Source organism: Agrobacterium burrii, assembly GCF_017313405.1.
Taxonomy (GTDB): Bacteria; Pseudomonadota; Alphaproteobacteria; order Rhizobiales; family Rhizobiaceae; genus Agrobacterium; species Agrobacterium burrii.
Genome location: NZ_JAFLNA010000001.1, coordinates 13903 through 38049 on the forward strand (window position 1 = coordinate 13903; position 24147 = coordinate 38049).

Here is a 24147-nt window from a genome sequence, read left to right on the forward strand (position 1 = left end):
ACCAACGCGGCTTCCGCTTCGGCGGGAACACCACAGTCTGAGGAGACAAAACAACGTGAGCATCACCTCGATGCACGACGGAAGAGTCGTGCTGCATCAAAACGATTGCCGTGACGTGTTGCGCGGCCTCGCCGACAACTCGATCGACAGTGTCGTTACCGACCCGCCTTACGCGCTGGTCTCGATCCAGAAGCGTTTCGGGAGGCCGGGCTCCGCTCCGGCCAAAGACGTTTATGGTCGCGGAGCTGCCGGCTTTATGGGCAAAACATGGGACACCGGCGAAGTCGCGTTCTCTGAGGAATTCTGGGCCGAAGTCTTGCGCGTTCTCAAGCCAGGTGGCCATGTAGTCGCGTTCTCTGGTACGCGCACCTATCATCGCATGGCTGTTGCGATCGAGGATGCTGGATTTGAAATCCGCGACCAGCTTGGTTGGGTTTATGGGTCGGGCTTTCCGAAGTCGCACAACCAGCATGGCGATTGGGAGGGCTGGGGCACCGCGCTCAAACCAGCGTGGGAACCTATTGCTTTAGCGCGCAAGCCGCTTGTCGGTACCGTTGCTGCCAACCTTGCCGAGTGGGGCGTGGGTGCGATCAATGTGAATGGCTGCCGGGTTGAATGGCCTGATGGCAAGGTTCCAGAAATTGGAATGCCGGAGTGGGGCGGGCCCAATAAGAAATCTACTGCTGTTACGGGACAAGATGGCGAAACAGTTGAGCGGGTTGGTCCGTCACAGCTAGGTCGCTGGCCTGCAAACATCATCCATGACGGCAGCGACGAGGTGCTAGCTGCGTTTCCAGACACGAAGAGTGGCATGATGAAGGCAGGAACCGTCCGTGCGGCGCAGGATGTTCCGGGCTCTGTGGTCTATGGCGTCTACGGCGGCGACGCGGCAAAGGCTGACACGTATGGTGACTCCGGATCCGCGGCCCGCTTCTTCTACTGCGCAAAGGCTAGTCGGGCAGACAGGGATGCCGGCATGTCGTCGTTCGAGACAAGGACGGTCGACGTGCTCGCAGGTCATCGTTCTCGCCGCATGGAGGAGGTGAAGCGCCCAGACGGCGCAACTCCAGCCACCGGCAAAAACACTCATCCGACCGTAAAGCCAACCACGCTGATGCAGTGGCTCTGCCGCCTCATCACGCCACCTGGCGGCGTCATTCTGGATCCATTCATGGGCTCTGGCTCGACGGGCAAGGCGGCTGTTCTCGAGGGCTTCCAGTTTATCGGCTGCGAGCGCGAAGACGAATACATGCCTATCGCTACAGCCCGGATTGCGTGGGTGATTGGCGCGACAAGTAAGGACGTCGCTGAGACTGTTGCGGTGCCGGCGAATGACAACCGTCCTGCTGACTTGTTTTCGGAGGCAGCATAATGGCTAAGCTCACCAAAGCCCAAGCAAAGGCACATGCGCAGGCCTGCGACCTGCTGACCAAACCAGTGCTGACCGAAGACGACAAGGACTTCGTGCTCAATAATTGGAATGAGGGCGCGAACCACGTCAACGGAGCAGCTGGCGCGTTCTTCACACCTTATGACATGGCGTTTGATTTCACGATCGACGCCATCGGGCAGGGCGGATATGGCGGGCGGATTATCGATCTGTGCGCTGGCATAGGCATGCTGTCATACGCATGCTGGCATCGCAGCCACCAGAAGGCCCGCATCACCTGTGTCGAGCGCAATCCGGATTACCTCGCTGTTGGCCAGAAGATCCTGCCGGAGGCGGAGTGGATCCTCGCCGACGTGATGGATGTGCTGGGTATGGGCCTGGATCGTTTCGACGTTGCGATCAGCAATCCGCCTTTCGGTAAAATTAAGCGAGCTGGCGGGGCTCCTCGCTACACTGGCGCAAAGTTCGAATTCCACGTCATCGATATAGCCGCGCATCTGGCTGACTCGGGTGCGTTCATCGTGCCGCAAATGTCCGCTGGTTTTAACTACAGCGGCAAGCCTCGCTACGAGCGACAGAAGGACGGCGAGGCGGTGAAATTCCAAGAGCTAACCGGCCTTCATTTCGAGGCTGGCTGCGGGATCGATACCGTTTTCTACATCAACGATTGGAAAGGTGTTTCACCCATGTGCGAGATCGTGTGCGTCGAGTTTGAACGGCCCGAAGAGGTGCGGGTCGCTGAGGCGGCGAATGACAATGTTGCGCCGGTTCAGGCAGATTTGTTTGGGGTGGCAGCATGAGCTCACTTGTCACGAACAAACACATTGGCCTCTTCGGCAGCCTTAATGAAGGCTTTGCGGGCCTTTGTTGGCTCCTCGCGGCCTTCAAGCACAGCAAGGCATACCTGTTTCGCGTTGGTGAGTTTCTTGCCCTCGTCGGTCGGCCACTGATTCATCAGCGTCAGTGCCGCCTCACTGGTGCTGTCGATCGTTCGATACTGGCCAATCATGCCGGTTTGGAATGTCACCGGCTTATTCCATCGTTTGGGGTCCATGACGCGATACCTCCCGGTGCGAATCAACTGCGAACAGGCAGCAATGTTCCGTTGGAGGCACAGGCATGACCAAACTCCCAACCTCGCCCCGCCAACACACGCCGACGGTCGACGCCGACCACAACCCGACGACCTGCTTCGTATGCGGCATGCACGCCTTCGGGATCGGCGTGAATCCTAATCCAAAACATGACCCCCACTACATCTGCCGGAGGTGCGCCGTGGGCATCGACAATTACAAAAAGATCGATCGGCTCGACGACTACGAGCTGCGCGCCCTGGATGCCGGCGTTGACGCCGTCGGCGAGTACATCGCCGAGCATGGGGTCACCGATTTACAACACTTTGACGAACTCATGCAGCGGATGATGGTGAAAGCCGCGTGGGAGGGGTGCGCGCGGGGACTTAGGGCGGCGCTTTCGGAGGCGCCGTTTTGATGGAGGGCAAGATGCAGCATGCAAATGACAATCACGCCGGCCTACGCTTTTTGTCCGTGTGCAGCGGAATAGAAGCTGCGTCGGTTGCTTGGCACCCGCTTGGCTGGCAATGTATTGGCGTGGCAGAAATCGAACCGTTCCCTGCTTTCGTGCTAGCGCACCACTATGGCGCAGGGCGTCCAAAGTACATGCCTAACCCAGGAGAACCGGGCATCAAGCTGAAGGACCAGCGTTCGCGAAAAACTGCCCTCAAGGCAGTGTCCAGGTTGCCGGTCGAGTCGGTTCTCACCAACTGGGGCGACTTCACCAAGATCGACACCAAGACGCTCGGCCGCGTGGATGTTCTCGCCGGACGGCCCTCGATACAAGGCTCTCGGCAACAGTTGGGCAGTGCCCAAGTTCGTGTGGCTCGGTCAGCGCATACAGAAACTGATGCCCGCCAACGACAATCAGGAGACCCCCATTGCAAACGCCGCTTGAACTAGCGCAACACTACGCCGCCCAAGGCTGGCCGGTGTTTCCCTGCCGCTCGCATGCCGAGGAGCAAGTTGACCAGGCGACCGGCGAGCTTATCACGCTTGGCGAAAAGACGCCTTTGACGCCTAATGGCTTCAAGGGCGCAACGCGCTTTCCGCGCATCATCGAAAGATGGTGGTCGGATTGGCCAGATGCAGCCGTCGGCTTGCCGACGGGCGAGAAGACAGGCTTCTTCGCTCTCGACATCGACAACAAGCCGGGCGGCGCCAACGGCTTTGACTGGCTGTCAGAGATGGAAGCGGAGCATGGACCGCTGCCCGACACGGCCCGCGTGACGAGCCCGAACGGCGGCCTCCATATCTACTTCAAGTACGTCGTGGGCACGCGCAACCGCGGCGCTCTTGGCGCTGGCGTGGATATCAGGTCCGAGGGCGGTTACGTGCTGGCCGCCGGCAGCAGGATGGCCAACGGGCGTTCCTACAAATGGGAGACCGACACGCGCGAGATAGCGGACGCGCCGGCATGGTTGCTCGACCTGCTGTTGCCGAAGTCTGCGCCATCTCACACGCAGTATAGCCTGTCGGCTGCGACCAACAACGCGTACGTGGATGCAGCCGTGGACCGTGAGCTTGCCGACCTTTCTGGCGCTCCCATGGGCACGCGCAATAACGCGCTCAATGACGCGGCGTTTTCGATCGGCACTATCGTAGGTGCCGGTGCGCTTAGCGAGGCTGAGGCACGCGCCTTGTTGCAGGACGTAGCGCGCGGTTGGGGCAGGGACTGGTCGCGTTGCTGCAAGACGATCGAGAATGGCCTAAGGGCTGGCATTCAGAACCCACGCCACATTCCGGAGCCGGACTTCCCGGCGCACGACAACACGCGCCTCGTGGACATCACACGGATGATCCAGCGCGGGCTTGAGAAGGGTAGGTTGCGCGAGCAGGCGGCGGCGACCAACAACGACCTTACCGCGCGGGAAGATGTGCCGCGAGACGACGCAGATATTCCCGCACAGGAAGTCGTATCACCTGCTGGTGATATAGAGCCCGTCAACGACAACGTGCCGCAATCGCCGATCACGGCGACGGCATTCAAATGGATCGACCCAAAGACATTGCCGCGCCGTGAGTTTGCCTACGGCTCGCATTTTATTCGCAAGTATGTGTCGGTCACGGTATCGCCGGGCGGCCTTGGCAAGACGTCGGCCAGCATCGCGGAAGGACTTGCCATGGTGTCGGGCAGGGCACTGCTAGGGATCAAGCCACCCAAGCGCTTGCGCACGTGGATATTCAATGCAGAAGACCCGCGTGACGAAATGGAGCGGCGCATCATGGCTGCTTGCATCCACTACAAGCTGAAGCCTGCCGATCTTGAGGGACATCTGTTCCTGGACAGTGGTCGCGAGCAGGAACTGTGCGTCGCCATCGAAGACAAGAAGGTCGGCGTTCGCATCCAGCAGCCGATCGTTGAGGCGGTGGTCGAGCAGATCGAGCGATACGGCATTGACGTCATGATCGTGGATCCATTCGTGTCCACGCACGGCGTGAACGAAAATGACAACGGGGCGATCGACAAGGTGGCGAAGCTGTGGGCGCAGATTGCCGACTACACCAATTGTTCGATCGATATCGTGCACCATCTGCGCAAGGTGGCGGACCGAGAGGCAACCGTCGAAGATGCCCGCGGTGCCGTGTCATTGATCGGTGCAGCGCGCTCGGTTCGCGTTCTCAATCGCATGTCAGAGGAGCAGGCAGGCGAGGCTGGCATCGATAAGGCTGACCGCTTTGGCTACTTCTATACCACTTACGGCAAGTCGAACCTGACGCCGCTTTCGCACAAGGCGGAGTGGCGCCATCTGGTGTCCACACCGCTCGGAAACGGCACAGGCCTCGCCCAGCCGCAAGACTTCGCGCCGGTAGTTACAGAGTGGCATTGGCCGAGCGCCGAGGATGTGGCGGGAGACCTCACAGACGACCAGCGTGCGTCTATTCTGGCGGCTGTGAGCGCGTCCGACTACAAGAAGTCACCAAAGGCCAAGAACTGGGTCGGAAGCGCTGTAGCGTACGCAGTGGGGCTGGATTTGGACGACAACGTGCAGCGTAAGCGAGCGGCCAGCCTTGTGTCCGCCCTTATGCGTGAAGGCGCGCTGGTCGAGAGGGAGGAGCGGGACCCGGTTAGGCGCGAGCTGGCGGTGTTTGTGAGGGCGGGTTAGGAGATCCTTCCCGCTGCTTGTTCGATTATAACGGCAATATCGTCAGGAGCACTGACAAAGCCAAGGTCATCTCCACTGAGAAGTTCGACAATCGCCCATTTCGCAGCATTGATGTGCACAAGACGGACATCGACCCTTCCGCTTTCAAGATTCTCGTACGTCCGGAGAGGAACGCCCATCACCGCAGCGAATTGTCGCTGATTGAGGTGGGCAGCATTCCTCAACGCCTTCAGTTCTTCACCCGACATTGAATTCCACGCTCTCTTTTGTTATCTTGGGAACCGGAGAGGTTGCAGCCCCTCCGGCACCCAGTTTACCGGCCGATGGAGAGTGTCAATCTCCACTTGCCGAACCGGACTTGGACGGTGAGCTTGATGCTCATGGTATCCTCCAGTCGGTTGCCGAAGCGGTTTTGCTTCGGTGAATTCTTTATGCCACCATTTTGGTGGTTTCGCAACTGAAAACCACCATTTTGGTGGTAAAAAAATAGATCCGTCGGCCTTGCGGGGCTGGCGGCTTTTTTTGCGGAACCAATACCGTCGTCGCGAGTTCTGGATCGCAAGTAGCTTGCGCACTGACCACGGATGTACTGGCAGAAGATGACAAGCGACAGGAAGGTCGGTGCGGTTTCGCCCCGGCCTTTTTTGTTATTCAGGTGCCAGTTGGACATCTACGTTCATATCTTGATCGACATTATCGGCGCTCACCAGTGCGGCTTCGAAGTACGGATGGATAGGCATTTTCGGTTTTTCCGGAGCCTCTGCTATAAGTTTTTCCACCCAGTCTTGATTGTACGTGTAATCCTTGTGGGCCACGTGATAAATGCAATACGACTTGTCTGTGCGGTCAGGCTTCTTTGCCCCGTTGTTGGGTCTAGCTTTATATTTTTTCCAAGCTTTGGTGTGGTCGTTCATCGTAAATATCTTGTTTGCCTTGACCACCTCTTTGACTACGTCGCTCGGTTTGTGAGGGTACATCTCATCAGCGACGCGATATTTTTGGAGGACATTGTGTATGTCCTTTCCTTCCTGAGAATCCGGGCTGACGAACTGGATGTGCGATTTGCTCTTGGAAGCGCTGTCGAGCGTGTATACGACTTTAAATTGGTATTCGATATCATCCAGCTCAGCATCACTCTTCCCTGCAATAAGACTGGCATCAAGTGCTGCGATGTTGGGTGGGATGTCGTAAGCGTGGATTTGAGAGGCTTGATCAATTGTCATCTTGCCGAACTGAAGCGCCACGGAAAGATCGTTCTGGAGGCTCACTCTCTCCCCGTGCCACTCGACAATGGTCTTATCGAAATTAAGGCAACACGCTTGAAATATCGCTAGCCAATTTCCGTCACTACGGCCGAATAGTCGGTGCTCGACTTCGTCTCTGATCGCCTTGATAGCTTTGAGGTTGCTTTTTATTCCTAATGAAAGAGGGCAATCACCCTTTTCCAACATGTGGCTCAAGGCCCAAGTGGTCCCATCTGCGTTGGTCGGACTCACGCCCTTCTTCTCGTAATGGTCATGCATCAAGTAGCACCAAGCGACGTTTGCCAGCATGGAGAAAACTTCTGTCTTAAAACGGTATGAGGCGTTATTGAATATGGATACCGCAAGAATCATTGCCTCTCGCGACCTAATCAACTTTTCGTCGGTGTATGGGTTAAGACCCGTAACAGGATCGAAACTCCGCTTCATTTGCTTGTATTTAGCGACTTCATCAGGAGTAGCGGCTGTCACGGTTTGTGCTTTAGCGGAGCCAAGGCGGCCATGGTTTACCGTTGGGTGTCGACCGTGATTGATAAGAACATGAATGTCCTGGCTTCTTTCGCCATCATCTAGCATCGCTTTTACGAGGCTTTTTTCCTCGGCTGTGAGCCCTGCACCTGTTCCGCCCTTAGCCATAAAAATCCCCCATATACCGCCGTCCTAATACAACCAAACTATAATCCATAATTCAACTTTAAATACTGCACGGTTCTCAAAATTCTATCCGTGCAGTAACTGTGCACATCCGGGCGGAGACACCTGCACAGCGCTGCCCGGTTAGTGCACGTTTAGTAGGGTATATATTTATATATACCCCTACACGTGCAACCGTGCAGGGCGGTGTGCCGCGCGCACGGTTCTCAAGATGATTTTTATTCGGGCAACGTGCAGCGGGCAGAAGGGCGGTCCGGCTGCAACCTGCCGAGAAGGCTGGAACTCGAATCAGGGTGGCCGCATTTTCGCGTCACAAGGAGGGCGCCATGCCAGACAACGAACCACAGCCGTACACCGTCGAGCAACTGCAACAGAAATACTCGGTCAGCCTGCATCTGGCCGTGGAGGTCCTGGAGCGCTTCGGCGGCGATCGGTCAAAAATAGACAAGTTCATGAAGCGCTGTCCTCACCGTGATGGGGAGCAGCACTAAGACACAGGGCCGGCGATGTTTTTTTGTCCAGCCAGTCTTGACGCCGAGGGCGGCGCCACCAATATTTTTTCTCGCTTCGTAATCTGGTTGTTTTGGATTGGAGGTAAGAAATGAACAGCCAAGATGTTTTATTTCGAGTACCAGTTCGCGTCCGGCTTCAGTGCGGACTAGAGAGAACATTCCTCAGCGTTTTCGATGCGCTGGATTTTTTGGAAGCAGAGTGGCCGCTCCGACGCGGAGAGCGATACAAAAGAGCGGTCGACAAATGTCGTGCCGCTCTGGAATGGGCAACGCCCTCCGAAGTCGCCAGAGAGGCATTTATCGCAGCATGCCTTGAAGCTGGGATGCCGATGGTGATGGCAAGCCCTGTGCCGGCAAGCAAACACAGTTCCAGTGTCCGCGCTACTGCATAGCAACGCAGCCCCGCTTCTGGCGGGGCTTTTTATTTGCGCAAAAAATATTTCCAAAATCCACTACCCGTTTTCAGGCCGTTCTCGGAAAGTATGTGTGTCGCCACCACGACACCACACCACACGAGGAGGCCAACATGGCAAAAGCCACCAGCATCCGCAAAGCCACCAGCCAGACCACTCGTATCAACGGGAAGCGTGTCGTCATCCGCACCTCACCCAAGGGCAAGGTAACCGTAGCCGACGCACCCATCAAGGAAAGCGATGGACAGGCTGCCCAGGTTCGTGCGCTGCGAGCCCTGCCAGAGTTCGGTAGACAGTTCCTGCTTGCTGGCGACATGAACAGCGCGAAGCGCGGCCCGCGTGCCCAGGCTGACGCAATCGCGACCGGGCTGACACCAGGTGAAGCCGATCTGCGGATTTATCTCAAGGGCGGTGTGCTGCGGATGATCGAGAACAAAGTCGGTAAAGGTCGGCTATCACCGGCGCAGGTTGAGCGTCACGCGTCACTGGCGAGGCTGGGGCATCCAGTGGAGGTGGTGCGGTTCACGTCCACGGCAGAGGCGGCCAGCAAAGCCGTGGCAATCGTCAAAGACTGGTTGGCGGATAACGACAACAGGAAGCAGCAGTAACGGCGCCTACCAAGCGCTAGCACCACAGGGGAGACGGATATGAACGAGGAAGACGTAGACGAAATTCCGGTACGTATCGAGGCGTACCAATACGTAAACCGCCAGAAGACAATTGATAGCATTCGTAGCGCTTTCGACTGGCTGGAAAATTCGCGGCGCAAGGATCGATACGACATCGTTAGGACCGCAATTCTAGAGCAGTTCCTGAATCTGGAAGGACGCGTTCTCGGTCATTTTCATGAGTATGTAGGTGGCAAAGATTTCATACACAAAGACCAAGCGTGGATACTAGCGTGCCGACAGCGTGAGTTCGTCAGAGAGTGCTGCGCGAGAATGGCCGAAGGGAAAGACGAAGAGCCAACACCCCTCAGCGAGGCAATAAGAGAACTGCCGATCGGTCCAGAAGTGAAAGTAATTCCCGATTACAGCAAGAGGATCGTCTGATGAGCGAACAGGAAGACCAGATCATTGACGCCACTGGCAGGGTAGCCTTCACCGGAGACCAGCCGCATCCATACAGGACGAACACCCGCTTCCGTAAGGTGGATGGGAAGTGGGAGCCAATCGAGGAAACAAAAACGAGAGACGTTCTCAAAACCCCGCCGACTGCACAGGAGAGGGCGGATGGCCGAGAGAGAGCAAAAACCAAGGCGGCGGATGAGGCGAGGAAAATGGCGAAGGTTCGGAGGGCGATAGTGAAGCGACAGTCGATTGGTGATCCGGCGTTCCGACAGAGTGATGGAGAGGACTTCCCGTTGCTAGAGGCACTTCGTCGGGAAGGGCGCGAGGACATGATTGCTATTGTGATCCGATATCGTCGCCTAGTTGCCCTGTGCGAGGCCGAGCCATTGAAGGGGCTGGACTACAGCAAGGCAGATGGCGGCGAGGTTGTGCGGGAAACGAAGAAGCTGACGCCAGAAGCCGATATCGATGCTGCGAAAGCTTCCGACTGGAAAGATATGCCGGACGGCGAGATCAAGGTTACGACGAAGATCAAAAAAAGCCGAGGATCATACGCTTCCGCTGCTAAACGAACCATCGTCGCAGCCAACGACAATGTTGCGTCAGGCAGCGTCATCAAGTCGGAAAGCCTGCACGTCAAGATCACCGACGAAATTCTGAATGAACACATTGACGCAAAGCCCATTCTGGCAGAACTGCGCAACGCTTTGGGACCGCTGGTTGAGCCGTTCGAGGATGCGGTGTTAGGTGGACGATCTTATACCGATGTGGGTAGGACGACCGGTGAGGACGGGAGGCCTTCCGTTGCGGGGAAAGCCATCGTTGGCATGGCGTGCGGAACGATCAGCGTGAAGTGGCAGGAGATAGATAAGCGAGAAAAGGCCCTAGAAGCCCTTGCCCTTCAACGCTTTCGCAGTCGTGCGGCGTAGGCAGTGGCAGCCACGCCGTTTCAGCGCACCGAGGGGTGAGAGGGTATCGAAAGATATCTTCGCCCCTTTGCGGTTACGACCGCCCCGCCGTCATGCTGCATTCGGTGCAGCCGCTGAACGATGCGGGTAACTATCACGTGGAGTAGAGCAGTCTGGTAGCTCGTCAGGCTCATAACCTGAAGGCCGTGAGTTCAAATCTCACCTCCGCAACCAATTGGCCATTTGACGCAAGATGCTAGCGGCTTGCACGCGGCATTCGTCGGCCATTTCCAATCCCATGCGCGTTCTCCTCCGCGGCGTGGTGATCGTGCGGCCCGTTCCCTTAAGTGGTTGAGCGGGCCGCTTTGAGTTTTTGAATGGATGGTTGGCGCAGCGGTAACGCAGCTGTTTGCTAAACAGTACATCCGAAAGGATGCGTTGGTTCGAATCCAACACCATCCGCCATGGGTGAGCGGCAGCGACGGTGGAGCTGCACCGGTCTGTAAAACCGGCACATAGAAACGCCGCAGGTTCAAATCCTGCTTCACCCACCAACTCTGGAAGGCGCCGCTAAATGGTTGGCAATCGGTCTTGAAAACCGAGGGGGCCGCAAGGTCAGGGGTTCGATTCCTCAGTCTTCCGCCACATTCAATGGGGTGTGCTCTGGGTAAGCGGGTAATCCTTGCAAGATTGCCGCCGGTCGGTTCGATTCCGACACGCTCCACCATTACGCCGGCATAGCTCAGTAGGTAGAGCGCCTCCTTTGTAACGAGGACGTCGTGGGTTCAATTCCTGCTGCCGGCACCATTCATCTGTGTGTAGCTCAGTCTGGTCAGAGTACCGCACTTGGACTGCGGGAGCCGCTGGTTCGAATCCAGCCACGCAGACCAATCACCAGGCAGCACAATGCCCAAACCCTACGGCCGATCAGCCGAGGCCGCGCTTTACCGTCGCCTGTACAAGACAGCGCGATGGCAGCGACTGCGCGAGGCGCAGCTTACGGCTGAGCCGCTATGCCGGTTCTGCCTGGCGATAGAGGATGTCACCGAAGCTACTTCATGTGACCACATCAAGCCGCACAAGGGCGACGAGGCATTGTTCTACGACCCGACCAATCTGCAATCGTTGTGCGCTCCATGCCACGACACATTGAAGGCTCGCATCGAGCGAGGTCAGCAGGCCGTGGTGATTGGTGTTGATGGATATCCGGTGGAGGTCGGTGGGTAGGGGGTGCCTCGAAAGTGGCCGACCGACCACCGCAGGACCGCCGGGGTAACGCAATTCAAATGCAAACACAGATTTTTGCCTAGCGCGTGCGCAAGCGCGCGTGCGTGAGGGGATTCCGCATGTCTGAGAAGAAAAGCCGCGTCGACAGCGTTGACGAGGCCGTAAGGATTGCTTCTGCGGCGTCTGAGGAAATCTTGTTTCCCGAAAACGTGCCCCTTGATGACGGCGACGTCCCATTTTTCAAGAACGTCATTGCCGAATACGCCCGCGCCGACTGGTCCGCGCACCAGCTTGAGATTGCCGCGATGCTCGCTCGCACGATGGCCGACCTAGTTAGGGAGCAAGACCTGCTCCGTACCGAAGGTTCAGTCGCCGTTACCGAAAAAGGCACGCCGGTCGCCAATCCCCGAAAATCCGTGGTCCAGATGCACGCGTCTTCCATCCTTTCGTTCCGCCGATCACTGGCGCTGCATGCGCGCGCCGTACAAGGCGAGGCGAGGGACGCGGCAAAGCGGCGAGACCAAGCCAAGGAGATCGAGGCAGGCGCGAGCGTGGATGACGAACTCCTAGCCTGATTGAGGTTGTGAATGCTTTCTGAGGCCGTGGTCGGCGCCATCAAGTGCGGCCCGATCCCGGTTCTGCGCGACTGGCGCGGACTACCGACGTCGGAGCTCACCCGCGGCGAGAAGATGTGCCGCTTCATCGAAGAATATTTGGTCGTGCCAGAGGGCGCGCTGGTCGGTCAGCCGATTAGGCTGCTCGACTTCCAGGTGGCCTTCATCCTGTCGGTCTATGACAATCCGAACGGCACGTCGCGCGCATATCTGTCGATCGCACGTAAGAATTCCAAGACTGCTACCATTGCCTGTCTGTTGCTCGGGCACGTGATTGGACCAGAGGCGTTTCCGAATAGCCGCATCATGTCTGGCGCGCGTTCTCGTGATCAGGCTGCGGAAGTTTTCAACTACGCCAGCAAGATGCTGATGATGTCACCGCGCCTTAAAGGGCTGTATCGCATCGTCCCGTCCGGTAAGATGATTGTCGGCCTGCGCAAAAACGTCGTTTACCGCGCCAGCTCGGCCGAGGCCAAGAGCGCACACGGCGGTTCGCCACTCGTCGCCATTCTGGATGAAGTTGGCCAGATCAAAGGCCCGCACGACGACTTCGTCGAAGCGATCGTGACATCGCAAGGCGCCTATGGCGACAAGGCGATGATCTTCGCTATCTCGACGCAGGCAGCGACTGACGGCGACCTCTTTTCGCGATGGCTGGACGATGCCGAGACATCAAAAGCACCACGAACGGTTTCGCACCTCTATACGGCTCCGGCTGATTGCGACGTCCTCGACGAGGAAGCGTGGCAGGCCGCAAACCCTGCGCTTGGCAAGTTCAAGTCCGTTTCATCGGTTCGCGACGACGCGGAGCGCGCGGCACGTATGCCGACCGAAGAAGCCAGCTTTCGCTGGCTCCATCTCAACCAGAGGATCGATGCCAATGCACCGTTTGTGTCTCCGGCTATTTGGCGAGCGTGTAACGCTCGAGTTGTGGACTTTGATGATCTCCCTGTGTTTGGTGGGCTCGATCTTTCTGAGGTGAGCGACTTGACTGCTCTGGTGCTCATGGCGCCGAAAGAGCAGGACGGAAAGACCATCTGGCAGGTGAAACCAACGTTTTGGCTGCCGGGAGACGGCATCCGAGCCAAAGCCAAGGCCGACCGGGTGCCTTACGATGTCTGGCACAAGGATGGCCATCTCGAAGCCGCCCCAGGCAGAACCGTCGACTACGAGTTCGTTGCGCATTACCTGCGCGACCGGTTCGAAGAGATGGACATTCGCAAGATCGCGTTTGACCGCTGGAATTTCAGGCACTTGAAGCCGTGGCTGCAGAAGGCTGGATTCTCGGACGATCAGCTTGAAGGCGACGACGCTGTTTTCCAGCCTTTTGGGCAGGGCTTCCAGTCGATGTCGCCGGCTCTACGCGAGCTCGAAAGTATCATCCTGAATGGCAACCTCGCCCACGGCGACCATCCGGTGCTTACGATGTGCATGATGAATGCCACCGTCAAGTCGGATCCTGCCGGCAATCGAAAGCTCGTCAAACATAACCGCGAACGCCGCATCGACGGCGCAGTCGCCTTGGCAATGGCAACGGCGATGGCCGGAACCTACGAGGGCGGCGACAGCGGAAACCTGGACGACTTCGTCAACAATATCATCTCTGTCACCTGGTGACGGGCAACCTAGTGGTGGGGCCTGATGGGCTTTTTTGAGAGATGGGTCGGAAGGCCTATCAAGCTCACCGATGGCGAGTTCTGGCGAGGCTTCTTTGGCCTCGGTACCACGTCCGGGGAGACAGTCACGATCGAGAGCGCCCTTTCGCTCGATGCGGTTTGGGCGTGCGTCAATCTCGTGCAGAACGCGGCCGGCACGCTTCCTTGCATCGTTTATGGCGAGGACGGCGTGACGGTCGATAAGAACGCTCCGCTTTACGAGCTTCTGCACGACATGCCGAACATGGACGACACGGCGCCAGAGTTCTGGTCGATGGCAGCAATGTGCTTGCTGCTCGACGGCAACTTTTTCGCGGAAAAGAAGATGAACGGCGAGCGCCTCGTTGCGCTCAACCCGCTTCACCCTTTGAGCGTTGATGTGTGCCGGTCGAAAGACGGCCGGAACACGCGCTACTACGAGGTGACGGAAGACGGTAAAAAGCGTCGAGTGCCAGAAGGCAAGATGTTTCACGTCCGCGGCGTCCGGCTGCCGGGCTGTGATCGCGGCATGTCGCCTATCGGCGTTGTGCGCAATACGGTCGGGAGCGCATTGGCAGGCGAAAAAGTCGCTGGCCGGATGTTCAAGAACGGCCTACTTTCTTCGCTCATCGTTAGCTCGGATCAGATCCTGAAGCCTGAGCAACGCAAGCAGATATCCGACACTCTGACGCAATTCGCCGGTGCTGAGAAGGCCGGTGGGGTGACGGTATTGGAGGCTGGCTTCAAGCCGTATCCGATGTCGATCAACCCGAAGGATGCTCAATTCCTTGAGGCGAGGCAGTACAGCGTCGAGCAGATCTGCCGCATCTTCGGCGTGCCGCCCATTATGATCGGGCACGCGGCCAACGGCACTACGACCTGGGGCAGCGGCATCGAGCAGCTGATCCTCCAATTCACCAAGACCTGCATGCGGCCGATGCTTAAGCGCATCGAAGCGGCAATCTATCGTGACTTGCTGGACGCAAAGACCAGAAAGACCACGAAGGTGAAATTCAACATGGAAGAACTCTTGCGCGGTGACAGCACGGCGCGAGCAGAATTCCTGTCGAAGATGGTCACGAACGGCATCTACCTCGTCGATGAGGCTCGGTCTTACGAAGACAAAGCGCCAGTGGACGGCGGCAACAAGGCGATCGTTAATGGCACGATGACGCGCCTCGATACGCTCGGCAAGACCGAAACTCCGGCGCCAACGCCAGCAGCGCGCGCTGCATAAGGGAAAATCATGAAGTTTGAACACCTGATTTCGGCCTTTCTGGCCGAACCTTGGGCTATTCAGCGCGAAAAACTGGGCGTTTTGGCTGATGTTTTGGTGGCGCGGGCCGAAGGTGAGAAGCTGTTTTCGTCCGAGTTCGCGGCATCGATCGACGATGCGCGAGCCAAGGAAATTGCTGAAACCAGCGGCAGCGTCGCCGTAATCCCGGTTTATGGGGTTCTGGCCGATAAAATGGACCTGTTTTCCGCGATGAGCGGCGGCACTTCCTATGCCGGCATCAAGAAAGCGCTGCACAAAGCGCTTTCGAACGAGGACATCAAGGCCGTTGTGCTCGATATCGACAGCCCCGGCGGCACGGTTCCAGGAACCGACGAGCTCGCGACCGAAATCCGCAAGCTGCGCGGCGGCGAAAAGCCGATCATTGCGCAGGTCAACAGCTTGGCGGCGAGCGCTGCTTACTGGATTGCAGCTTCTACCGACGAAATTGTCGTTACGCCTTCCGGCCGCGCTGGTTCGATCGGTGTTTACACCGCGCACGATGACCTGTCGGCTTCCCTTGAGCAGCGCGGCATCAAGCGCACCTACATTTCTGCTGGCAAGCACAAGGTCGAAGGCAACGAAACCGAGCCGCTTGGCAAGGATACGCTGGCGCATGTCCAAGATGGCGTGAATCGCTCCTACAATCGCTTCGTCGCGTCCGTCGCCGAAGGGCGCGGCGTGACGGTCAGCAAAGTCGAGGACAATTACGGCCAAGGCCGCGTTTTCTACGCCGAAGCGCTGATGGACCGCGGCATGGTCGACCGTATTGCTACGCTGGATGAGACTTTGGCCCGCTACGGCGCCGACGTTGAGCCTGCGCCGGTAAGGCGCATCAAGGCTGCGAACGCCGCAAAGGCTGAGGCTGCGCAAACGCTGGTCGTGAAGATGACGGCCGGCGAACAAATCACAAAACGCGAGTTCGAAAACGGCATCAGGGGACTGATGGGGTTGTCGGGCTCTGAGGCAGAGCGGGCCGCTCGGCTCTACCTCAAAGATGGTCAGGGGGCTCCTGACGTCGAGACGGATGCTGCTGCTTTGGCAGCCATTGACCGGCTTATCGCTGAAGCAAAATCACCACTCATTCGATAAAGGAGCCACTCATGGCTGATAATCAACTTGCCGATAAGATCGGCGAGCTCGGTACTTCGCTTGCGTCCATCAAGGAGCAGGTGGGCAATCTCGCAGCCGACTTTACCACGAAGCTTGCCGCCAACGGCGAAGTTTCGGCGGAGCTGAAGGAAAAGACTGACAAGGCTCTGTCTGAACTTGGCGACGTTACGACCCGCCTCGGCGAGATGGAGAAGCGCGCCGCTCGAGAAAACGAGATCGGCGAAAACGAGCAGAAGTCGCTCGGTGACCTCGTGATCGATTCTGCCGAGTTCAAGGCCGGTATGCTCACCGGTGCATCTCGCGGCTCAATCCGCGTAAAGGCTGACCGCGCTGCCATCACCTCTGCCAATACCACCGTCGGCGCCGGCCGCTCTCAGGGTACGTCTCTGGTTCCAGGCGCTCGCGTTCCTGGCATCTTTGGTCTGCCTGAGCGTCAGCTGACGATCCGCGACCTCGTGCTGCCTGGTCAGACTGCTTCGAGCTCGATCGAATATGTCAAGGAAACCGGCTACACGAACAACGCTGCACCGGTCGCTGAAACGACTGCGAAGCCTTATTCGGATCTGACGTTCGACATGACGTCCGCGCCGGTACGCACGATCGCGCACCTCTTCAAGGCCTCTCGTCAGATCCTGGACGACGCGCCTGCGCTTCGCTCCTACATCGACGGCCGCGCTCGCTACGGTCTCCGTTTCGCCGAGGAAAATCAGCTGTTGAATGGCTCTGGCACTGGCCAGAACATCCACGGTCTGGTTCCGCAGGCTACCGCGTTCAATCCGGCGTTCGCTGCCTCTGACGAAACGGGCATTGACCGTCTGCGTCTGGCTGTTCTGCAGGTCGTTCTTGCCGAGTATCCGGCAACCGCGTTCGTTCTGAACCCGATCGACTGGGCAAAGATCGAGCTGACCAAGGATGCCGGCGGCAATTACATTATCGGCAATCCACAGGGCTCGCTCACTCCGACGCTCTGGAACCTGCCTGTCGTTTCGACGCAGGCCATGGCCGCAGGCGAGTTCCTCACCGGCGCGTTCAGCTTCGCCGCCCAGATCTTCGATCGCATGGAAATCGAGGTTTTGCTCTCGAGCGAGAACGTGGACGACTTCGAGAAGAACATGTTCACCATCCGCGCTGAAGAGCGTCTGGCGTTCGCAGTCTATCGCCCCGAGTCCTTCGTGACTGGCGATGTCGAAGGCGCCTAATTGATCTGAGGGGAGCTTCGGCTCCCCTTCCTTGGAAGGGAGTGAACATGACCGATTTTCTAGAAGTGAAAGCCAAGCGCACGTTCGCCGTCGGCAAAGAGCTGAAGACCAAAAAGAGCGATCCATTCAAGGTCGAGGCGGGCGAGGCGAAGCAGCTCGATGAGCTGGGCTTGGTCGACATCATCGGCGAAGTTAAAGCTGGCGCCTCTGTTGAAGACGACGCCGCGGACGAAGCCGCTGACAAGCCGGTGATCTCCTCTGCTCGCTCGACGAAGAAGAAGGACAAACCCGATGCTGTCAACGAAGGTTCGTAAGCGCAGGGTCGCATCCTATATCGGCGCCGGTATCGTTAACGGTATCGGCTCACCGGTGAATTCAGTTGCTCCTGCCATTACTGGCACAGCGCAGGTTGGCCAGACGTTGACGTCGACGACGGGCACATGGTCCGGCTCGCCGACTTTCGCGCGGCAGTGGTTTGCTGCTGGCGTCGCGATCTCGGGCGCCACTGCGGCCACCTATGTGCCGGTCGCTGGCGATGTTGGAAAGGCCATCACGGTTCGCGTGACCGCTACCAATGACAAGGGCAGCGTGCCCGTCACAAGCGCGCCGACGGCCGCAGTTGTGGCGGCTTGATATGGCGATCGTCGATCTCGAAACCGTCAAGAAGCATCTCCGTGTCTTTCATGAAGATGAAGATGCGGAGATCGGCCTCTATCGCGACGCCGCTGAGAGCATTGTTACGCAGCATCTTGATCGCGAAGTCGTAGCCGCAGGCGAAACACCCACGGCCGCCGACGGCATCGCTGCAACGCCCGCAATCGTGTCGGCGATCCTTCTGGTGACCGGTGACCTCTACGAGGTGCGCGAGCCTGACCCGAAGGCAACAGGTGACGCGGTCCTTCCCCGCGCAGTCCGAATGCTTCTGGCACCGTGGCGTGTATGGCGAACATTGGCGGATGACTATGTGGCTCCGTTTCCATGAACCGTTCGACTGGCGCCAGCCAGCCTTCACCATCGCCTATAAGGCCGGTCTCTACAACGTCACGCGCAAGTGCGCCGCGGCTGCGATAGCGGCTAAGGCTGCCGAACCCACCAAGGACCGACCGAATGCCAAAACGCAAAAGAGCGGGCGCAGGCTCGCTGAGTGAGCGCATCGGCTTTGAGGCTGAGGTCGAGGGCGATGATGGGTATGGTGGCGTGGTAGTCGGATTCGCGGAGCAATTCGTCGAGCCCGCCCGCCTTGACCCGCGCGTCGGTTCTGAGCCCGTCATAGCCAGCCGCCTGCAGGGCATCCAGCCTTTCACGATGACTGTCCGGAGCAACGAACGCACGCGCGCCATCACACCAGCTTGGCGGGCGCGGAACAAGCGCACCGGTGTGGTCTACGCGATCAAGGCTGCTGTCAACATCGACGAGCGCAACCAGTTGATCGAGCTGCTTGTGGTGCAAGGGGAGGCGTCGTGATTAAGGCAAAGGTTCTAGGCCGCGAAGCGCTGACGAAAAAGCTCAATCAGGTCGCTCCGCTCGCCAACAAGTACGCCGCCGAAGCGAAGCTACAGATCGCTACCGAAGCCGCCGATAAAATTTCTGACCGAACGCCGATAAGCAACAGCGCAACGGCCGGCGACTACGCTGCCTCTATACAGGGCGCCAAGATTTCTGACAGACCGACTGCGAAAGCGCTTGTCGGTGCATCGGCCAGCAAGGATCCGGATGCGACTGGCGTTTTCGCTGCGTGGATTTGGCATTTTCTGGAGTTTGGTACTCGACCGCACAACGTTTCAAAGGGTGGCGGTACTGTTGCCGGCAAGAAGCAGGCGGCCGGCGCAAAGATGCACCCTGGCACGCGGGCGCAACCGCATATTTTCCCGACGTGGCGAGCATTTAGGGCAAAAGCGAAGAAGCGCATCAACGACGCAGTCTGGCGAGGCGTGAGGGAGGCCATGAAAAAGTAATGGCTAGCCCCGATCTAGAACTCCAGGGTGCCATCGTTGCGAGGCTGAAGGCGCGAGCAGGCCTGACGGCGAAGGTGGCGCAGAGAATTTATGACAGACCGCCGACCAACGCACCGTTCCCATACGTCGAATACGGCGAAAGCCAAGTCATCAGGGATGATGTCGGCTGTTTAAAGTCGAACCTCATCTACGTGACGATTCACGTTTGGTCGCAATACTCCGGAGGCTTCAAGGAGCTGAAGGAAATCATTCACGAGGTCGTCGAGGCTCTGGATGAAGCGCCATTAGTGCTGCCCTCACATCGATTGATATCGATCACGCGGCAAGACACCCGTCATTTCAAAGACCCGGACGAAGTCACGACCCACGGTGTCGTCGAGTTTGTCGCGCGCGTCGAGACACCGGCCTGATTGGCCACCACCCCTAGTTTTTGAGGTTTACAAATGGCCGACGGTCAACAGATTGGTCGTACGCTGCTCATCCAGATCGGTGACGGCGAAACTCCTGAAGTCTTTTCGAACCTGTGCGGTCTTACGACCCGCAGCTTCAATATGTCCGCAAATGAAGTCGATACGACTATTCCGGACTGCGCCAATCCTGCGAATACGCCGCAGAAAACAGCAGATCCGGGGATCAAGAATCGCACGTTCTCTGGTTCAGGCAAGTTCGTGAAGAGCGCTTCGAACACTGCGTTCATGGTGCACGTCAACGACGCCACGAAGTTCAATGCCAAGGTGATTGTGCCTGGCCTCGGTACTTACACTGGCCCTTGGTTCGCTTCTGAATTTGAGTTCAGCGGCGAGATGGAAGGCAATATGGAATTCACGGCCACGTTCGTCGCTGCCGGCCCTCTTGCCTTTGTTGCGGAGGCGTAATTGAGCAGCCCTGAAAAGCCTTTTCCGTTGGAAGTGAACGGAGCTCGCGGGGAGGTCGGCCTGTGGGTCGGCAAGGAGCCGCTGGTGATCGTCGCGGAGATGGGCCGTCTTGCCGCCGTGTCTTCGCGCCTTTCCTGCAAGAGCATGTCCGATCTGTTTCTTCGCCTTTCAGGCGTCGAGCCGGCCGCTACTGTGGCCGCACTCGACCTGCTTACTGTGCGCGGCGACAAAGTCGCGGCAATTGGCGCGCTGAAGCTCAAGCACTTCGGTGCCGTCGCCAAGGCTATTTCCGAGGCGCTGTCTCATCATTTCGATGAGGACGACGAGGGAAACGGGGAAGCCGCTCAAAAGGCGGCATAGAAGAACCTTTCCCTTGGCGCGACTGGCAAAAGATCGCATTCGGCGGCCTCGGCTGGACCCCAGGAATATTCTGGGCGTCTAGCTTGACCGAGTTCACCCTTGCGGTGAAGGGCAAGGCCGAAGCGAACGGAGCCAAAAAGTCCGTGGCGCCGCCGTCTGACGAAGAAATGGATGAATTGATCAAGAAGTACGGTGGTTAGGCTAAGCCGGGCTCGGCTTAGCTGAGCAGTCGACCGCGGCAAAGGTCGTGTTCTCATGATTCTTCACGCTCTCGCGGTAGACACTGCATCCAGTGGCCTTTTCGATCGCTTTAGTGTTCCGAACCCAAACCATCGGATCGAGCATCAGGAATGACTGGTCTTTTGGATTGTTCGGCATCGCCTTGTAAGAGTCAGCCTTGTTGCCCATAGGAGAGACGGAAAATTCAATACCGTCGATCTCAACGACTTGCCCGTTTGGATAGTACTGCTCCATTTTGGTGCAGCCCGTAAGGACTGCGGCCATTGAAGCCGCCATTGCCATCGCTATTTTCATGGTACCCCCAAAGATATTACGCTGGCTTTAGCTTAACGGCCGTACCCGTAGCCGCGACAAAAAGTATGCCCCCGGTACCACCGGTCGCGAGTTGATTATAATCGAGGTCGACGGAGATCACCGCATCAGCTCCGACCGCGTGAGCTTCTGACCTTAGGCCATCCAAACACGCGAGACGAGCCTCCTTGAGGGAGGCTTGCGATGCATTTGCCCGGCCGCCCACAAAGTCCCGCCAATTGTTGGCCACGTCTTTGAAAATGTTCATGCCGAGGGCAGCTTCGGACGCGACGATCGATATGACGCTATCTACTTCACGGTTGGGCACGTCAATCGAAGTCGTCATGATGATCGACTGCTTTTTGGCGTCGCCTTCGCTTGTCGCGACTGCTTCTTCACAGTCAACGCAGTGGCCGTCTTTCCCGCCCAGATAATAGTCCGTCCCGCATCGTTTGCACTTGGGCATATCCATCCTTCTCGGCTCGCCATTGGCGGGCTTTTTCACGTTAGGACACCGACTTGGCCGGCAACAACAGTGATGATCTGATTATCTCAATCAGCACCGACCTTGCAACCGTAAAGCGTGCGCTAAATCGGCTGGTGTCGGACGTAGGCGCGGCATCCAGCGGCATCGAGAAACGTTTTGCCGCTACCGGTAAGTCGATCAACAACTCGATGACCACATCGATGCAGGATCGCATCAACAGCATGGTGGGCATCGGTACGACGGCAGCAAAAGAATGGAACGGGGTTCTCGCTGATCAGCAGAAAGAGCTTGATCGCCTCCGCGCCAAATACAGCCCGTTGTTCGCAACAATTTCGAATTACAAAAGCGCGGTAGCCGAAATTAGGCAGGCCCATGCCGCCGGCGCAATTTCTGCCAACGAGATGGCGTCGGCGATCCAGAGAGAGCGACAGGCGGCGCTTGCGTCGACCGCGGCCATTAAGGGTCGCAACGCCGCTCTGAAGGCTACGGTCACGGCGAGTACCGGCAACAGCTTCAATACCGCAAACATTGCCGCTCAGTTCCAGGACATCGGCGTGACCGCAGCGATGGGAATGTCTCCCATTCAGATCGCCCTGCAGCAGGGCACCCAGCTTTCGGCCGTCCTGCAGCAGATTAAAGATAGCGGGCAGGGTGTCGGCCAAGGTCTTGCGGCTGCTTTCGCGTCGGTGATTTCTCCGTTGTCGCTGGTGACGATCGGCGTCATCGCCGCAGGCACAGCGGCATTTCAGTACTTTTCGACGATTATGAGCGAAGGCGATAAGTCCGCCGAAGTGCTCAAAGAGCAGGCTGCGCTGATTGCTGCGGTCGCCGAACGCTGGGGCGATGCCGTTCCCGCTTTGCGCGACTACGCCGACCAGCTGAAACGAGCGCAGGACAATGCCGACCTCACCAAGGGCGCCGACATTGTAAATACCAATACGCTCGCTAACGTACGCAAAGAGGTCGAAAGTACGCGCGCCACCATTGCCGATCTGGTTTCGCAACTTCAGTCTGCAGGTGAAGAAGCTGACGTTATCAAGAACCTCCAGTCAGCATTCAATGACTTCGCGAAGGCTGCCGAAGAAGGCAAGGCACAGACTGAAGATGTCGACCGTGTGCAGGCCGCTCTAAGTGCGGCGATCAACAGCACTGGCATCCCCGCGCTCGCTGAGTTCGCCAAATACTTCTCCACACTGTCGGCGGCAGCGCTGACTGCCGCGGATAGCGTCCAAAAGGTCAATGAGGTCACCTCTGTTGCGACCTCGAGGATCAATGATCCGAGGACGTGGCGAGGAGCAGGCCAGCAGGATTCCCAATTCGGCGCCGACGCCACAATCCAAGGAACGCAGTTTCCGCTACCGGATAACGGGCCGACACCAGATCGCCGCCCGTCCGATCTGGACACAGACAAAAACAGAGGTTTCGGTACGCCGAAGCGGGCAAAGGCTCCCAAAAAAACCGCATCTGACCGCTTCTCAGAAGACCTTCAGGCTGTCCGAGATAGGACTGAGGCGTTGCGCCAGGAAATGAACCTTATTGGCTTGTCCAATGAGGCTCAAGTCAAGCGACGTACAGCGCTAGATCTGGAGCAGAAAGCGCTGGCCGACCTTCGCGAAGAGGCGCGCAAGAAGGGCGAAAAAGACCTCGAAAGCATTACGCTGTCGCCCGACAAGATTGCTGCAATCGAGCAGGAGTCTGCCGCATATGCTCGGCAATCCGAAGCGCTTAGGAAAGCGCAAGAGGAACAGCAGAAGCTGAATGAATGGAACAACGTTGCGAGAGATGCGACGCGTGGCTTTATCGACGATCTGATCCACGGCGAGAGCGCCGCAGACGCATTTGCGGGGGCGCTCAGCCGCATTGCAGATGCCCTTCTGGACGACGTTCTTAACAGCATCTTCAAGGTCAACAACGCTGCTGGTGGCGGTGGTGGGTTATTGAGCGGACTGTTCAGTCTGTTTGGCGGTGGTGGCAAGAGCAGTTTCCCTTCGGCTCCCGGCTCTTCGCTTTTCTCAGAAGGCGGCTTCACTGGTCCGGGTGGCAAATACCAGCCCGCTGGCATCGTCCACAAGGGCGAAGTCGTGTGGTCGCAAGCCGACGTGGCGCGCGCCGGCGGCGTAGGGGCAGTTGAAGCGCTTCGCAAAGGCTACGCCAACGGCGGCCCGGTAGGAATTTCAGTTCCGAGTGTGCCGAGTTTGCGATCAATGTCCGCACAATCCGCCGGTGTAGTCGTCAATTTCAATCCAGTCGTCGACAACCGCGGAGCATCTGTTGAAGCTGTCGCGAGACAGGAAAAGGCGCTTGCCAAGATGCAGGGCGAGCTGCAAAGCCGCGTTGAGGCCGCTGTGCGGTCCGCTCAGAAACGAAACGTGAAGTTGGGGTAGGAAATGACAATCACATACCCAATCCCAACTTCGTTTTTCGACGAATTCCCAGGTTGGTCGACAGAGTTCAACCTGCTGTGGCGACAAGAACAATCGCGCACAGCAG

33 protein-coding genes and 7 tRNA genes are annotated in these 24147 nt (G+C 57.9%); 34 read left to right on the forward strand and 6 right to left on the reverse strand.

The genetic code is table 11. The annotated features are described in order from the left end of the window. Window positions 1–55: 55 nt before the first annotated feature. On the forward strand, window positions 56–1372 hold the full coding sequence (locus tag JZX89_RS00120; RefSeq protein ID WP_369809520.1) for a DNA-methyltransferase: 1317 nt from the start codon (window positions 56–58) through the stop codon (window positions 1370–1372). Further along, complete coding sequence (locus JZX89_RS00125; RefSeq protein WP_207132727.1) at window positions 1372–2190, forward strand: methyltransferase; 819 nt, start codon at window positions 1372–1374, stop codon at window positions 2188–2190. Before JZX89_RS00120 ends, JZX89_RS00125 begins: the two co-directional genes overlap by 1 nt. 2 nt (window positions 2191–2192) lie before the next feature. On the opposite strand, the gene JZX89_RS00130 is transcribed toward JZX89_RS00125, so the two are convergent. Beyond that, window positions 2193–2444, reverse strand: coding sequence for a DUF982 domain-containing protein (locus tag JZX89_RS00130; RefSeq protein WP_207132728.1), 252 nt, complete (start codon window positions 2442–2444; stop codon window positions 2193–2195). Between the two features lie 65 nt (window positions 2445–2509). Here JZX89_RS00130 and JZX89_RS00135 point away from each other — a divergent pair, with 65 nt between their 5' ends. From JZX89_RS00135 to JZX89_RS00145, 3 genes are read left to right on the forward strand one after another with little or no spacing between them, the layout of a single operon-like run. Next, a complete protein-coding gene (locus JZX89_RS00135; protein ID WP_207132729.1) occupies window positions 2510–2881 on the forward strand; it encodes a DUF6511 domain-containing protein in 372 nt (123 codons plus the stop codon). Next, window positions 2881–3366: a DNA cytosine methyltransferase gene (locus tag JZX89_RS00140; RefSeq protein WP_207132730.1), complete on the forward strand. Its 486-nt coding sequence runs from the start codon at window positions 2881–2883 to the stop codon at window positions 3364–3366. Before JZX89_RS00135 ends, JZX89_RS00140 begins: the two co-directional genes overlap by 1 nt. Continuing rightward, window positions 3345–5570: a bifunctional DNA primase/polymerase gene (locus JZX89_RS00145; RefSeq protein WP_207132731.1), complete on the forward strand. Its 2226-nt coding sequence runs from the start codon at window positions 3345–3347 to the stop codon at window positions 5568–5570. The genes JZX89_RS00140 and JZX89_RS00145 overlap by 22 nt, the downstream gene beginning before the upstream one ends. Here the strand turns inward: JZX89_RS00145 and JZX89_RS00150 are convergent. The 3 genes from JZX89_RS00150 to JZX89_RS00160 form a co-directional block, all read right to left on the reverse strand. Next, window positions 5567–5818: a helix-turn-helix domain-containing protein gene (locus JZX89_RS00150; protein WP_207132732.1), complete on the reverse strand. Its 252-nt coding sequence runs from the start codon at window positions 5816–5818 to the stop codon at window positions 5567–5569. The two genes, JZX89_RS00145 and JZX89_RS00150, sit on opposite strands and share 4 nt — an antisense overlap. A 65-nt stretch (window positions 5819–5883) precedes the next feature. Next, complete coding sequence (locus tag JZX89_RS00155) at window positions 5884–6240, reverse strand: hypothetical protein (protein ID WP_207132733.1); 357 nt, start codon at window positions 6238–6240, stop codon at window positions 5884–5886. Next, window positions 6218–7468 (reverse strand): DUF3644 domain-containing protein, encoded by a 1251-nt coding sequence (locus JZX89_RS00160; protein ID WP_207132734.1) that lies wholly within the window; start codon window positions 7466–7468, stop codon window positions 6218–6220. Before JZX89_RS00160 ends, JZX89_RS00155 begins: the two co-directional genes overlap by 23 nt. A gap of 344 nt (window positions 7469–7812) precedes the next feature. Here JZX89_RS00160 and JZX89_RS00165 point away from each other — a divergent pair, with 344 nt between their 5' ends. The 28 genes from JZX89_RS00165 (at window position 7813) to JZX89_RS00300 (ending at window position 20839) form a co-directional block, all read left to right on the forward strand. Beyond that, the gene (locus JZX89_RS00165; protein ID WP_207132735.1) at window positions 7813–7977 is read left to right on the forward strand and encodes a hypothetical protein; all 165 of its coding nucleotides are present in this window, start codon (window positions 7813–7815) and stop codon (window positions 7975–7977) included. Window positions 7978–8087: 110 nt separating this feature from the next. Beyond that, on the forward strand, window positions 8088–8390 hold the full coding sequence (locus tag JZX89_RS00170) for a DUF982 domain-containing protein (RefSeq protein ID WP_207132736.1): 303 nt from the start codon (window positions 8088–8090) through the stop codon (window positions 8388–8390). A 134-nt stretch (window positions 8391–8524) separates the two neighbouring features. Next, the gene (locus JZX89_RS00175; protein ID WP_210348269.1) at window positions 8525–9019 is read left to right on the forward strand and encodes a VRR-NUC domain-containing protein; all 495 of its coding nucleotides are present in this window, start codon (window positions 8525–8527) and stop codon (window positions 9017–9019) included. A 39-nt stretch (window positions 9020–9058) separates the two neighbouring features. After that, window positions 9059–9463, forward strand: coding sequence for a hypothetical protein (locus JZX89_RS00180; RefSeq protein WP_207132737.1), 405 nt, complete (start codon window positions 9059–9061; stop codon window positions 9461–9463). Continuing rightward, window positions 9463–10410 carry a hypothetical protein gene (locus JZX89_RS00185; protein ID WP_207132738.1) on the forward strand — a complete coding sequence of 316 codons (948 nt, stop codon included), beginning with the start codon at window positions 9463–9465 and terminating at the stop codon, window positions 10408–10410. The genes JZX89_RS00180 and JZX89_RS00185 overlap by 1 nt, the downstream gene beginning before the upstream one ends. 136 nt (window positions 10411–10546) lie before the next feature. Further along, window positions 10547–10623 (forward strand) — tRNA-Met (locus tag JZX89_RS00190). A gap of 145 nt (window positions 10624–10768) precedes the next feature. Next, a tRNA-Ser gene (locus JZX89_RS00195) sits at window positions 10769–10854 on the forward strand. 1 nt (window position 10855) lies between these two features. Then, a tRNA-Tyr gene (locus JZX89_RS00200) sits at window positions 10856–10943 on the forward strand. A 5-nt stretch (window positions 10944–10948) separates the two neighbouring features. Continuing rightward, window positions 10949–11034: transfer RNA gene (locus JZX89_RS00205), tRNA-OTHER, on the forward strand. 8 nt (window positions 11035–11042) lie between these two features. Beyond that, window positions 11043–11116 (forward strand) — tRNA-Ala (locus JZX89_RS00210). 4 nt (window positions 11117–11120) lie between these two features. Beyond that, window positions 11121–11196: transfer RNA gene (locus JZX89_RS00215), tRNA-Thr, on the forward strand. A 5-nt stretch (window positions 11197–11201) separates the two neighbouring features. Then, window positions 11202–11279, forward strand: a tRNA-Pro gene (locus tag JZX89_RS00220). A gap of 16 nt (window positions 11280–11295) precedes the next feature. Next, a complete protein-coding gene (locus JZX89_RS00225; protein WP_207132739.1) occupies window positions 11296–11616 on the forward strand; it encodes an HNH endonuclease in 321 nt (106 codons plus the stop codon). A 119-nt stretch (window positions 11617–11735) separates the two neighbouring features. Beyond that, window positions 11736–12191, forward strand: a complete 456-nt coding sequence (locus JZX89_RS00230; protein ID WP_207132740.1) for a phage terminase small subunit, hendrixvirinae-type — start codon at window positions 11736–11738, stop codon at window positions 12189–12191. Between the two features lie 12 nt (window positions 12192–12203). Further along, complete coding sequence (locus tag JZX89_RS00235) at window positions 12204–13847, forward strand: terminase large subunit (RefSeq protein WP_207132741.1); 1644 nt, start codon at window positions 12204–12206, stop codon at window positions 13845–13847. 24 nt (window positions 13848–13871) lie between these two features. Further along, on the forward strand, window positions 13872–15101 hold the full coding sequence (locus JZX89_RS00240; protein WP_207132742.1) for a phage portal protein: 1230 nt from the start codon (window positions 13872–13874) through the stop codon (window positions 15099–15101). A 9-nt stretch (window positions 15102–15110) separates the two neighbouring features. After that, on the forward strand, window positions 15111–16229 hold the full coding sequence (locus JZX89_RS00245) for a S49 family peptidase (RefSeq protein ID WP_207132743.1): 1119 nt from the start codon (window positions 15111–15113) through the stop codon (window positions 16227–16229). An 11-nt stretch (window positions 16230–16240) separates the two neighbouring features. Further along, window positions 16241–17449, forward strand: a complete 1209-nt coding sequence (locus JZX89_RS00250; RefSeq protein WP_207132744.1) for a phage major capsid protein — start codon at window positions 16241–16243, stop codon at window positions 17447–17449. 47 nt (window positions 17450–17496) lie between these two features. After that, a complete protein-coding gene (locus tag JZX89_RS00255; RefSeq protein ID WP_207132745.1) occupies window positions 17497–17763 on the forward strand; it encodes a hypothetical protein in 267 nt (88 codons plus the stop codon). Beyond that, window positions 17741–18082 carry a hypothetical protein gene (locus JZX89_RS00260; RefSeq protein WP_113033538.1) on the forward strand — a complete coding sequence of 114 codons (342 nt, stop codon included), beginning with the start codon at window positions 17741–17743 and terminating at the stop codon, window positions 18080–18082. The genes JZX89_RS00255 and JZX89_RS00260 overlap by 23 nt, the downstream gene beginning before the upstream one ends. Before the next feature lies 1 nt (window position 18083). Beyond that, complete coding sequence (locus JZX89_RS00265; protein WP_207132746.1) at window positions 18084–18431, forward strand: head-tail connector protein; 348 nt, start codon at window positions 18084–18086, stop codon at window positions 18429–18431. After that, a complete protein-coding gene (locus JZX89_RS00270) occupies window positions 18406–18597 on the forward strand; it encodes a hypothetical protein (RefSeq protein ID WP_207132747.1) in 192 nt (63 codons plus the stop codon). The genes JZX89_RS00265 and JZX89_RS00270 overlap by 26 nt, the downstream gene beginning before the upstream one ends. Further along, entirely contained in the window at window positions 18557–18913 is a 357-nt protein-coding gene (locus JZX89_RS00275; RefSeq protein WP_207132748.1) for a head-tail adaptor protein, read from the forward strand. Before JZX89_RS00270 ends, JZX89_RS00275 begins: the two co-directional genes overlap by 41 nt. Continuing rightward, on the forward strand, window positions 18910–19404 hold the full coding sequence (locus tag JZX89_RS00280) for an HK97 gp10 family phage protein (protein WP_207132749.1): 495 nt from the start codon (window positions 18910–18912) through the stop codon (window positions 19402–19404). The genes JZX89_RS00275 and JZX89_RS00280 overlap by 4 nt, the downstream gene beginning before the upstream one ends. Continuing rightward, window positions 19404–19814, forward strand: a complete 411-nt coding sequence (locus JZX89_RS00285; RefSeq protein WP_112292736.1) for a DUF3168 domain-containing protein — start codon at window positions 19404–19406, stop codon at window positions 19812–19814. Before JZX89_RS00280 ends, JZX89_RS00285 begins: the two co-directional genes overlap by 1 nt. A gap of 33 nt (window positions 19815–19847) precedes the next feature. Continuing rightward, window positions 19848–20279 carry a phage tail tube protein gene (locus tag JZX89_RS00290; RefSeq protein ID WP_207132750.1) on the forward strand — a complete coding sequence of 144 codons (432 nt, stop codon included), beginning with the start codon at window positions 19848–19850 and terminating at the stop codon, window positions 20277–20279. After that, entirely contained in the window at window positions 20280–20639 is a 360-nt protein-coding gene (locus JZX89_RS00295) for a hypothetical protein (RefSeq protein WP_207132751.1), read from the forward strand. It begins immediately after the preceding gene. Next, window positions 20636–20839: a phage tail assembly chaperone gene (locus JZX89_RS00300; protein ID WP_072494513.1), complete on the forward strand. Its 204-nt coding sequence runs from the start codon at window positions 20636–20638 to the stop codon at window positions 20837–20839. The genes JZX89_RS00295 and JZX89_RS00300 overlap by 4 nt, the downstream gene beginning before the upstream one ends. 1 nt (window position 20840) lies before the next feature. On the opposite strand, the gene JZX89_RS00305 is transcribed toward JZX89_RS00300, so the two are convergent. Then, window positions 20841–21173: a hypothetical protein gene (locus JZX89_RS00305; protein ID WP_246746636.1), complete on the reverse strand. Its 333-nt coding sequence runs from the start codon at window positions 21171–21173 to the stop codon at window positions 20841–20843. Window positions 21174–21189: 16 nt separating this feature from the next. Then, the gene (locus JZX89_RS00310) at window positions 21190–21675 is read right to left on the reverse strand and encodes a YbjQ family protein (protein WP_369809521.1); all 486 of its coding nucleotides are present in this window, start codon (window positions 21673–21675) and stop codon (window positions 21190–21192) included. A 14-nt stretch (window positions 21676–21689) separates the two neighbouring features. Here JZX89_RS00310 and JZX89_RS00315 point away from each other — a divergent pair, with 14 nt between their 5' ends. Further along, window positions 21690–24041, forward strand: a complete 2352-nt coding sequence (locus tag JZX89_RS00315; RefSeq protein ID WP_207132752.1) for a phage tail length tape measure family protein — start codon at window positions 21690–21692, stop codon at window positions 24039–24041. Window positions 24042–24147: the final 106 nt, after the last annotated feature.

Excerpts from the sequence above, each read along its gene's own strand:
- JZX89_RS00235 (WP_207132741.1), top strand. The coding sequence starts at position 12,204 with ATGCTTTCTGAGGCCGTGGTCGGCGCCATCAAGTGCGGCCCGATCCCG.
- JZX89_RS00260 (WP_113033538.1), top strand. The coding sequence starts at position 17,741 with ATGCTGTCAACGAAGGTTCGTAAGCGCAGGGTCGCATCCTATATCGGC.
- JZX89_RS00285 (WP_112292736.1), top strand. The coding sequence starts at position 19,404 with ATGGCTAGCCCCGATCTAGAACTCCAGGGTGCCATCGTTGCGAGGCTG.
- JZX89_RS00175 (WP_210348269.1), top strand. The coding sequence starts at position 8,525 with ATGGCAAAAGCCACCAGCATCCGCAAAGCCACCAGCCAGACCACTCGT.
- JZX89_RS00135 (WP_207132729.1), top strand. The coding sequence starts at position 2,510 with ATGACCAAACTCCCAACCTCGCCCCGCCAACACACGCCGACGGTCGAC.
- JZX89_RS00180 (WP_207132737.1), top strand. The coding sequence starts at position 9,059 with ATGAACGAGGAAGACGTAGACGAAATTCCGGTACGTATCGAGGCGTAC.
- JZX89_RS00155 (WP_207132733.1), bottom strand. The coding sequence starts at position 6,240 with ATGTCCAACTGGCACCTGAATAACAAAAAAGGCCGGGGCGAAACCGCA.
- JZX89_RS00290 (WP_207132750.1), top strand. The coding sequence starts at position 19,848 with ATGGCCGACGGTCAACAGATTGGTCGTACGCTGCTCATCCAGATCGGT.
- JZX89_RS00160 (WP_207132734.1), bottom strand. The coding sequence starts at position 7,468 with ATGGCTAAGGGCGGAACAGGTGCAGGGCTCACAGCCGAGGAAAAAAGC.
- JZX89_RS00130 (WP_207132728.1), bottom strand. The coding sequence starts at position 2,444 with ATGGACCCCAAACGATGGAATAAGCCGGTGACATTCCAAACCGGCATG.
- JZX89_RS00150 (WP_207132732.1), bottom strand. The coding sequence starts at position 5,818 with ATGTCGGGTGAAGAACTGAAGGCGTTGAGGAATGCTGCCCACCTCAAT.
- JZX89_RS00275 (WP_207132748.1), top strand. The coding sequence starts at position 18,557 with ATGCCAAAACGCAAAAGAGCGGGCGCAGGCTCGCTGAGTGAGCGCATC.
- JZX89_RS00245 (WP_207132743.1), top strand. The coding sequence starts at position 15,111 with ATGAAGTTTGAACACCTGATTTCGGCCTTTCTGGCCGAACCTTGGGCT.
- JZX89_RS00170 (WP_207132736.1), top strand. The coding sequence starts at position 8,088 with ATGAACAGCCAAGATGTTTTATTTCGAGTACCAGTTCGCGTCCGGCTT.
- JZX89_RS00305 (WP_246746636.1), bottom strand. The coding sequence starts at position 21,173 with ATGAAAATAGCGATGGCAATGGCGGCTTCAATGGCCGCAGTCCTTACG.
- JZX89_RS00250 (WP_207132744.1), top strand. The coding sequence starts at position 16,241 with ATGGCTGATAATCAACTTGCCGATAAGATCGGCGAGCTCGGTACTTCG.
- JZX89_RS00125 (WP_207132727.1), top strand. The coding sequence starts at position 1,372 with ATGGCTAAGCTCACCAAAGCCCAAGCAAAGGCACATGCGCAGGCCTGC.
- JZX89_RS00265 (WP_207132746.1), top strand. The coding sequence starts at position 18,084 with ATGGCGATCGTCGATCTCGAAACCGTCAAGAAGCATCTCCGTGTCTTT.
- JZX89_RS00230 (WP_207132740.1), top strand. The coding sequence starts at position 11,736 with ATGTCTGAGAAGAAAAGCCGCGTCGACAGCGTTGACGAGGCCGTAAGG.
- JZX89_RS00140 (WP_207132730.1), top strand. The coding sequence starts at position 2,881 with ATGGAGGGCAAGATGCAGCATGCAAATGACAATCACGCCGGCCTACGC.
- JZX89_RS00185 (WP_207132738.1), top strand. The coding sequence starts at position 9,463 with ATGAGCGAACAGGAAGACCAGATCATTGACGCCACTGGCAGGGTAGCC.
- JZX89_RS00255 (WP_207132745.1), top strand. The coding sequence starts at position 17,497 with ATGACCGATTTTCTAGAAGTGAAAGCCAAGCGCACGTTCGCCGTCGGC.
- JZX89_RS00240 (WP_207132742.1), top strand. The coding sequence starts at position 13,872 with ATGGGCTTTTTTGAGAGATGGGTCGGAAGGCCTATCAAGCTCACCGAT.
- JZX89_RS00165 (WP_207132735.1), top strand. The coding sequence starts at position 7,813 with ATGCCAGACAACGAACCACAGCCGTACACCGTCGAGCAACTGCAACAG.
- JZX89_RS00225 (WP_207132739.1), top strand. The coding sequence starts at position 11,296 with ATGCCCAAACCCTACGGCCGATCAGCCGAGGCCGCGCTTTACCGTCGC.
- JZX89_RS00270 (WP_207132747.1), top strand. The coding sequence starts at position 18,406 with ATGACTATGTGGCTCCGTTTCCATGAACCGTTCGACTGGCGCCAGCCA.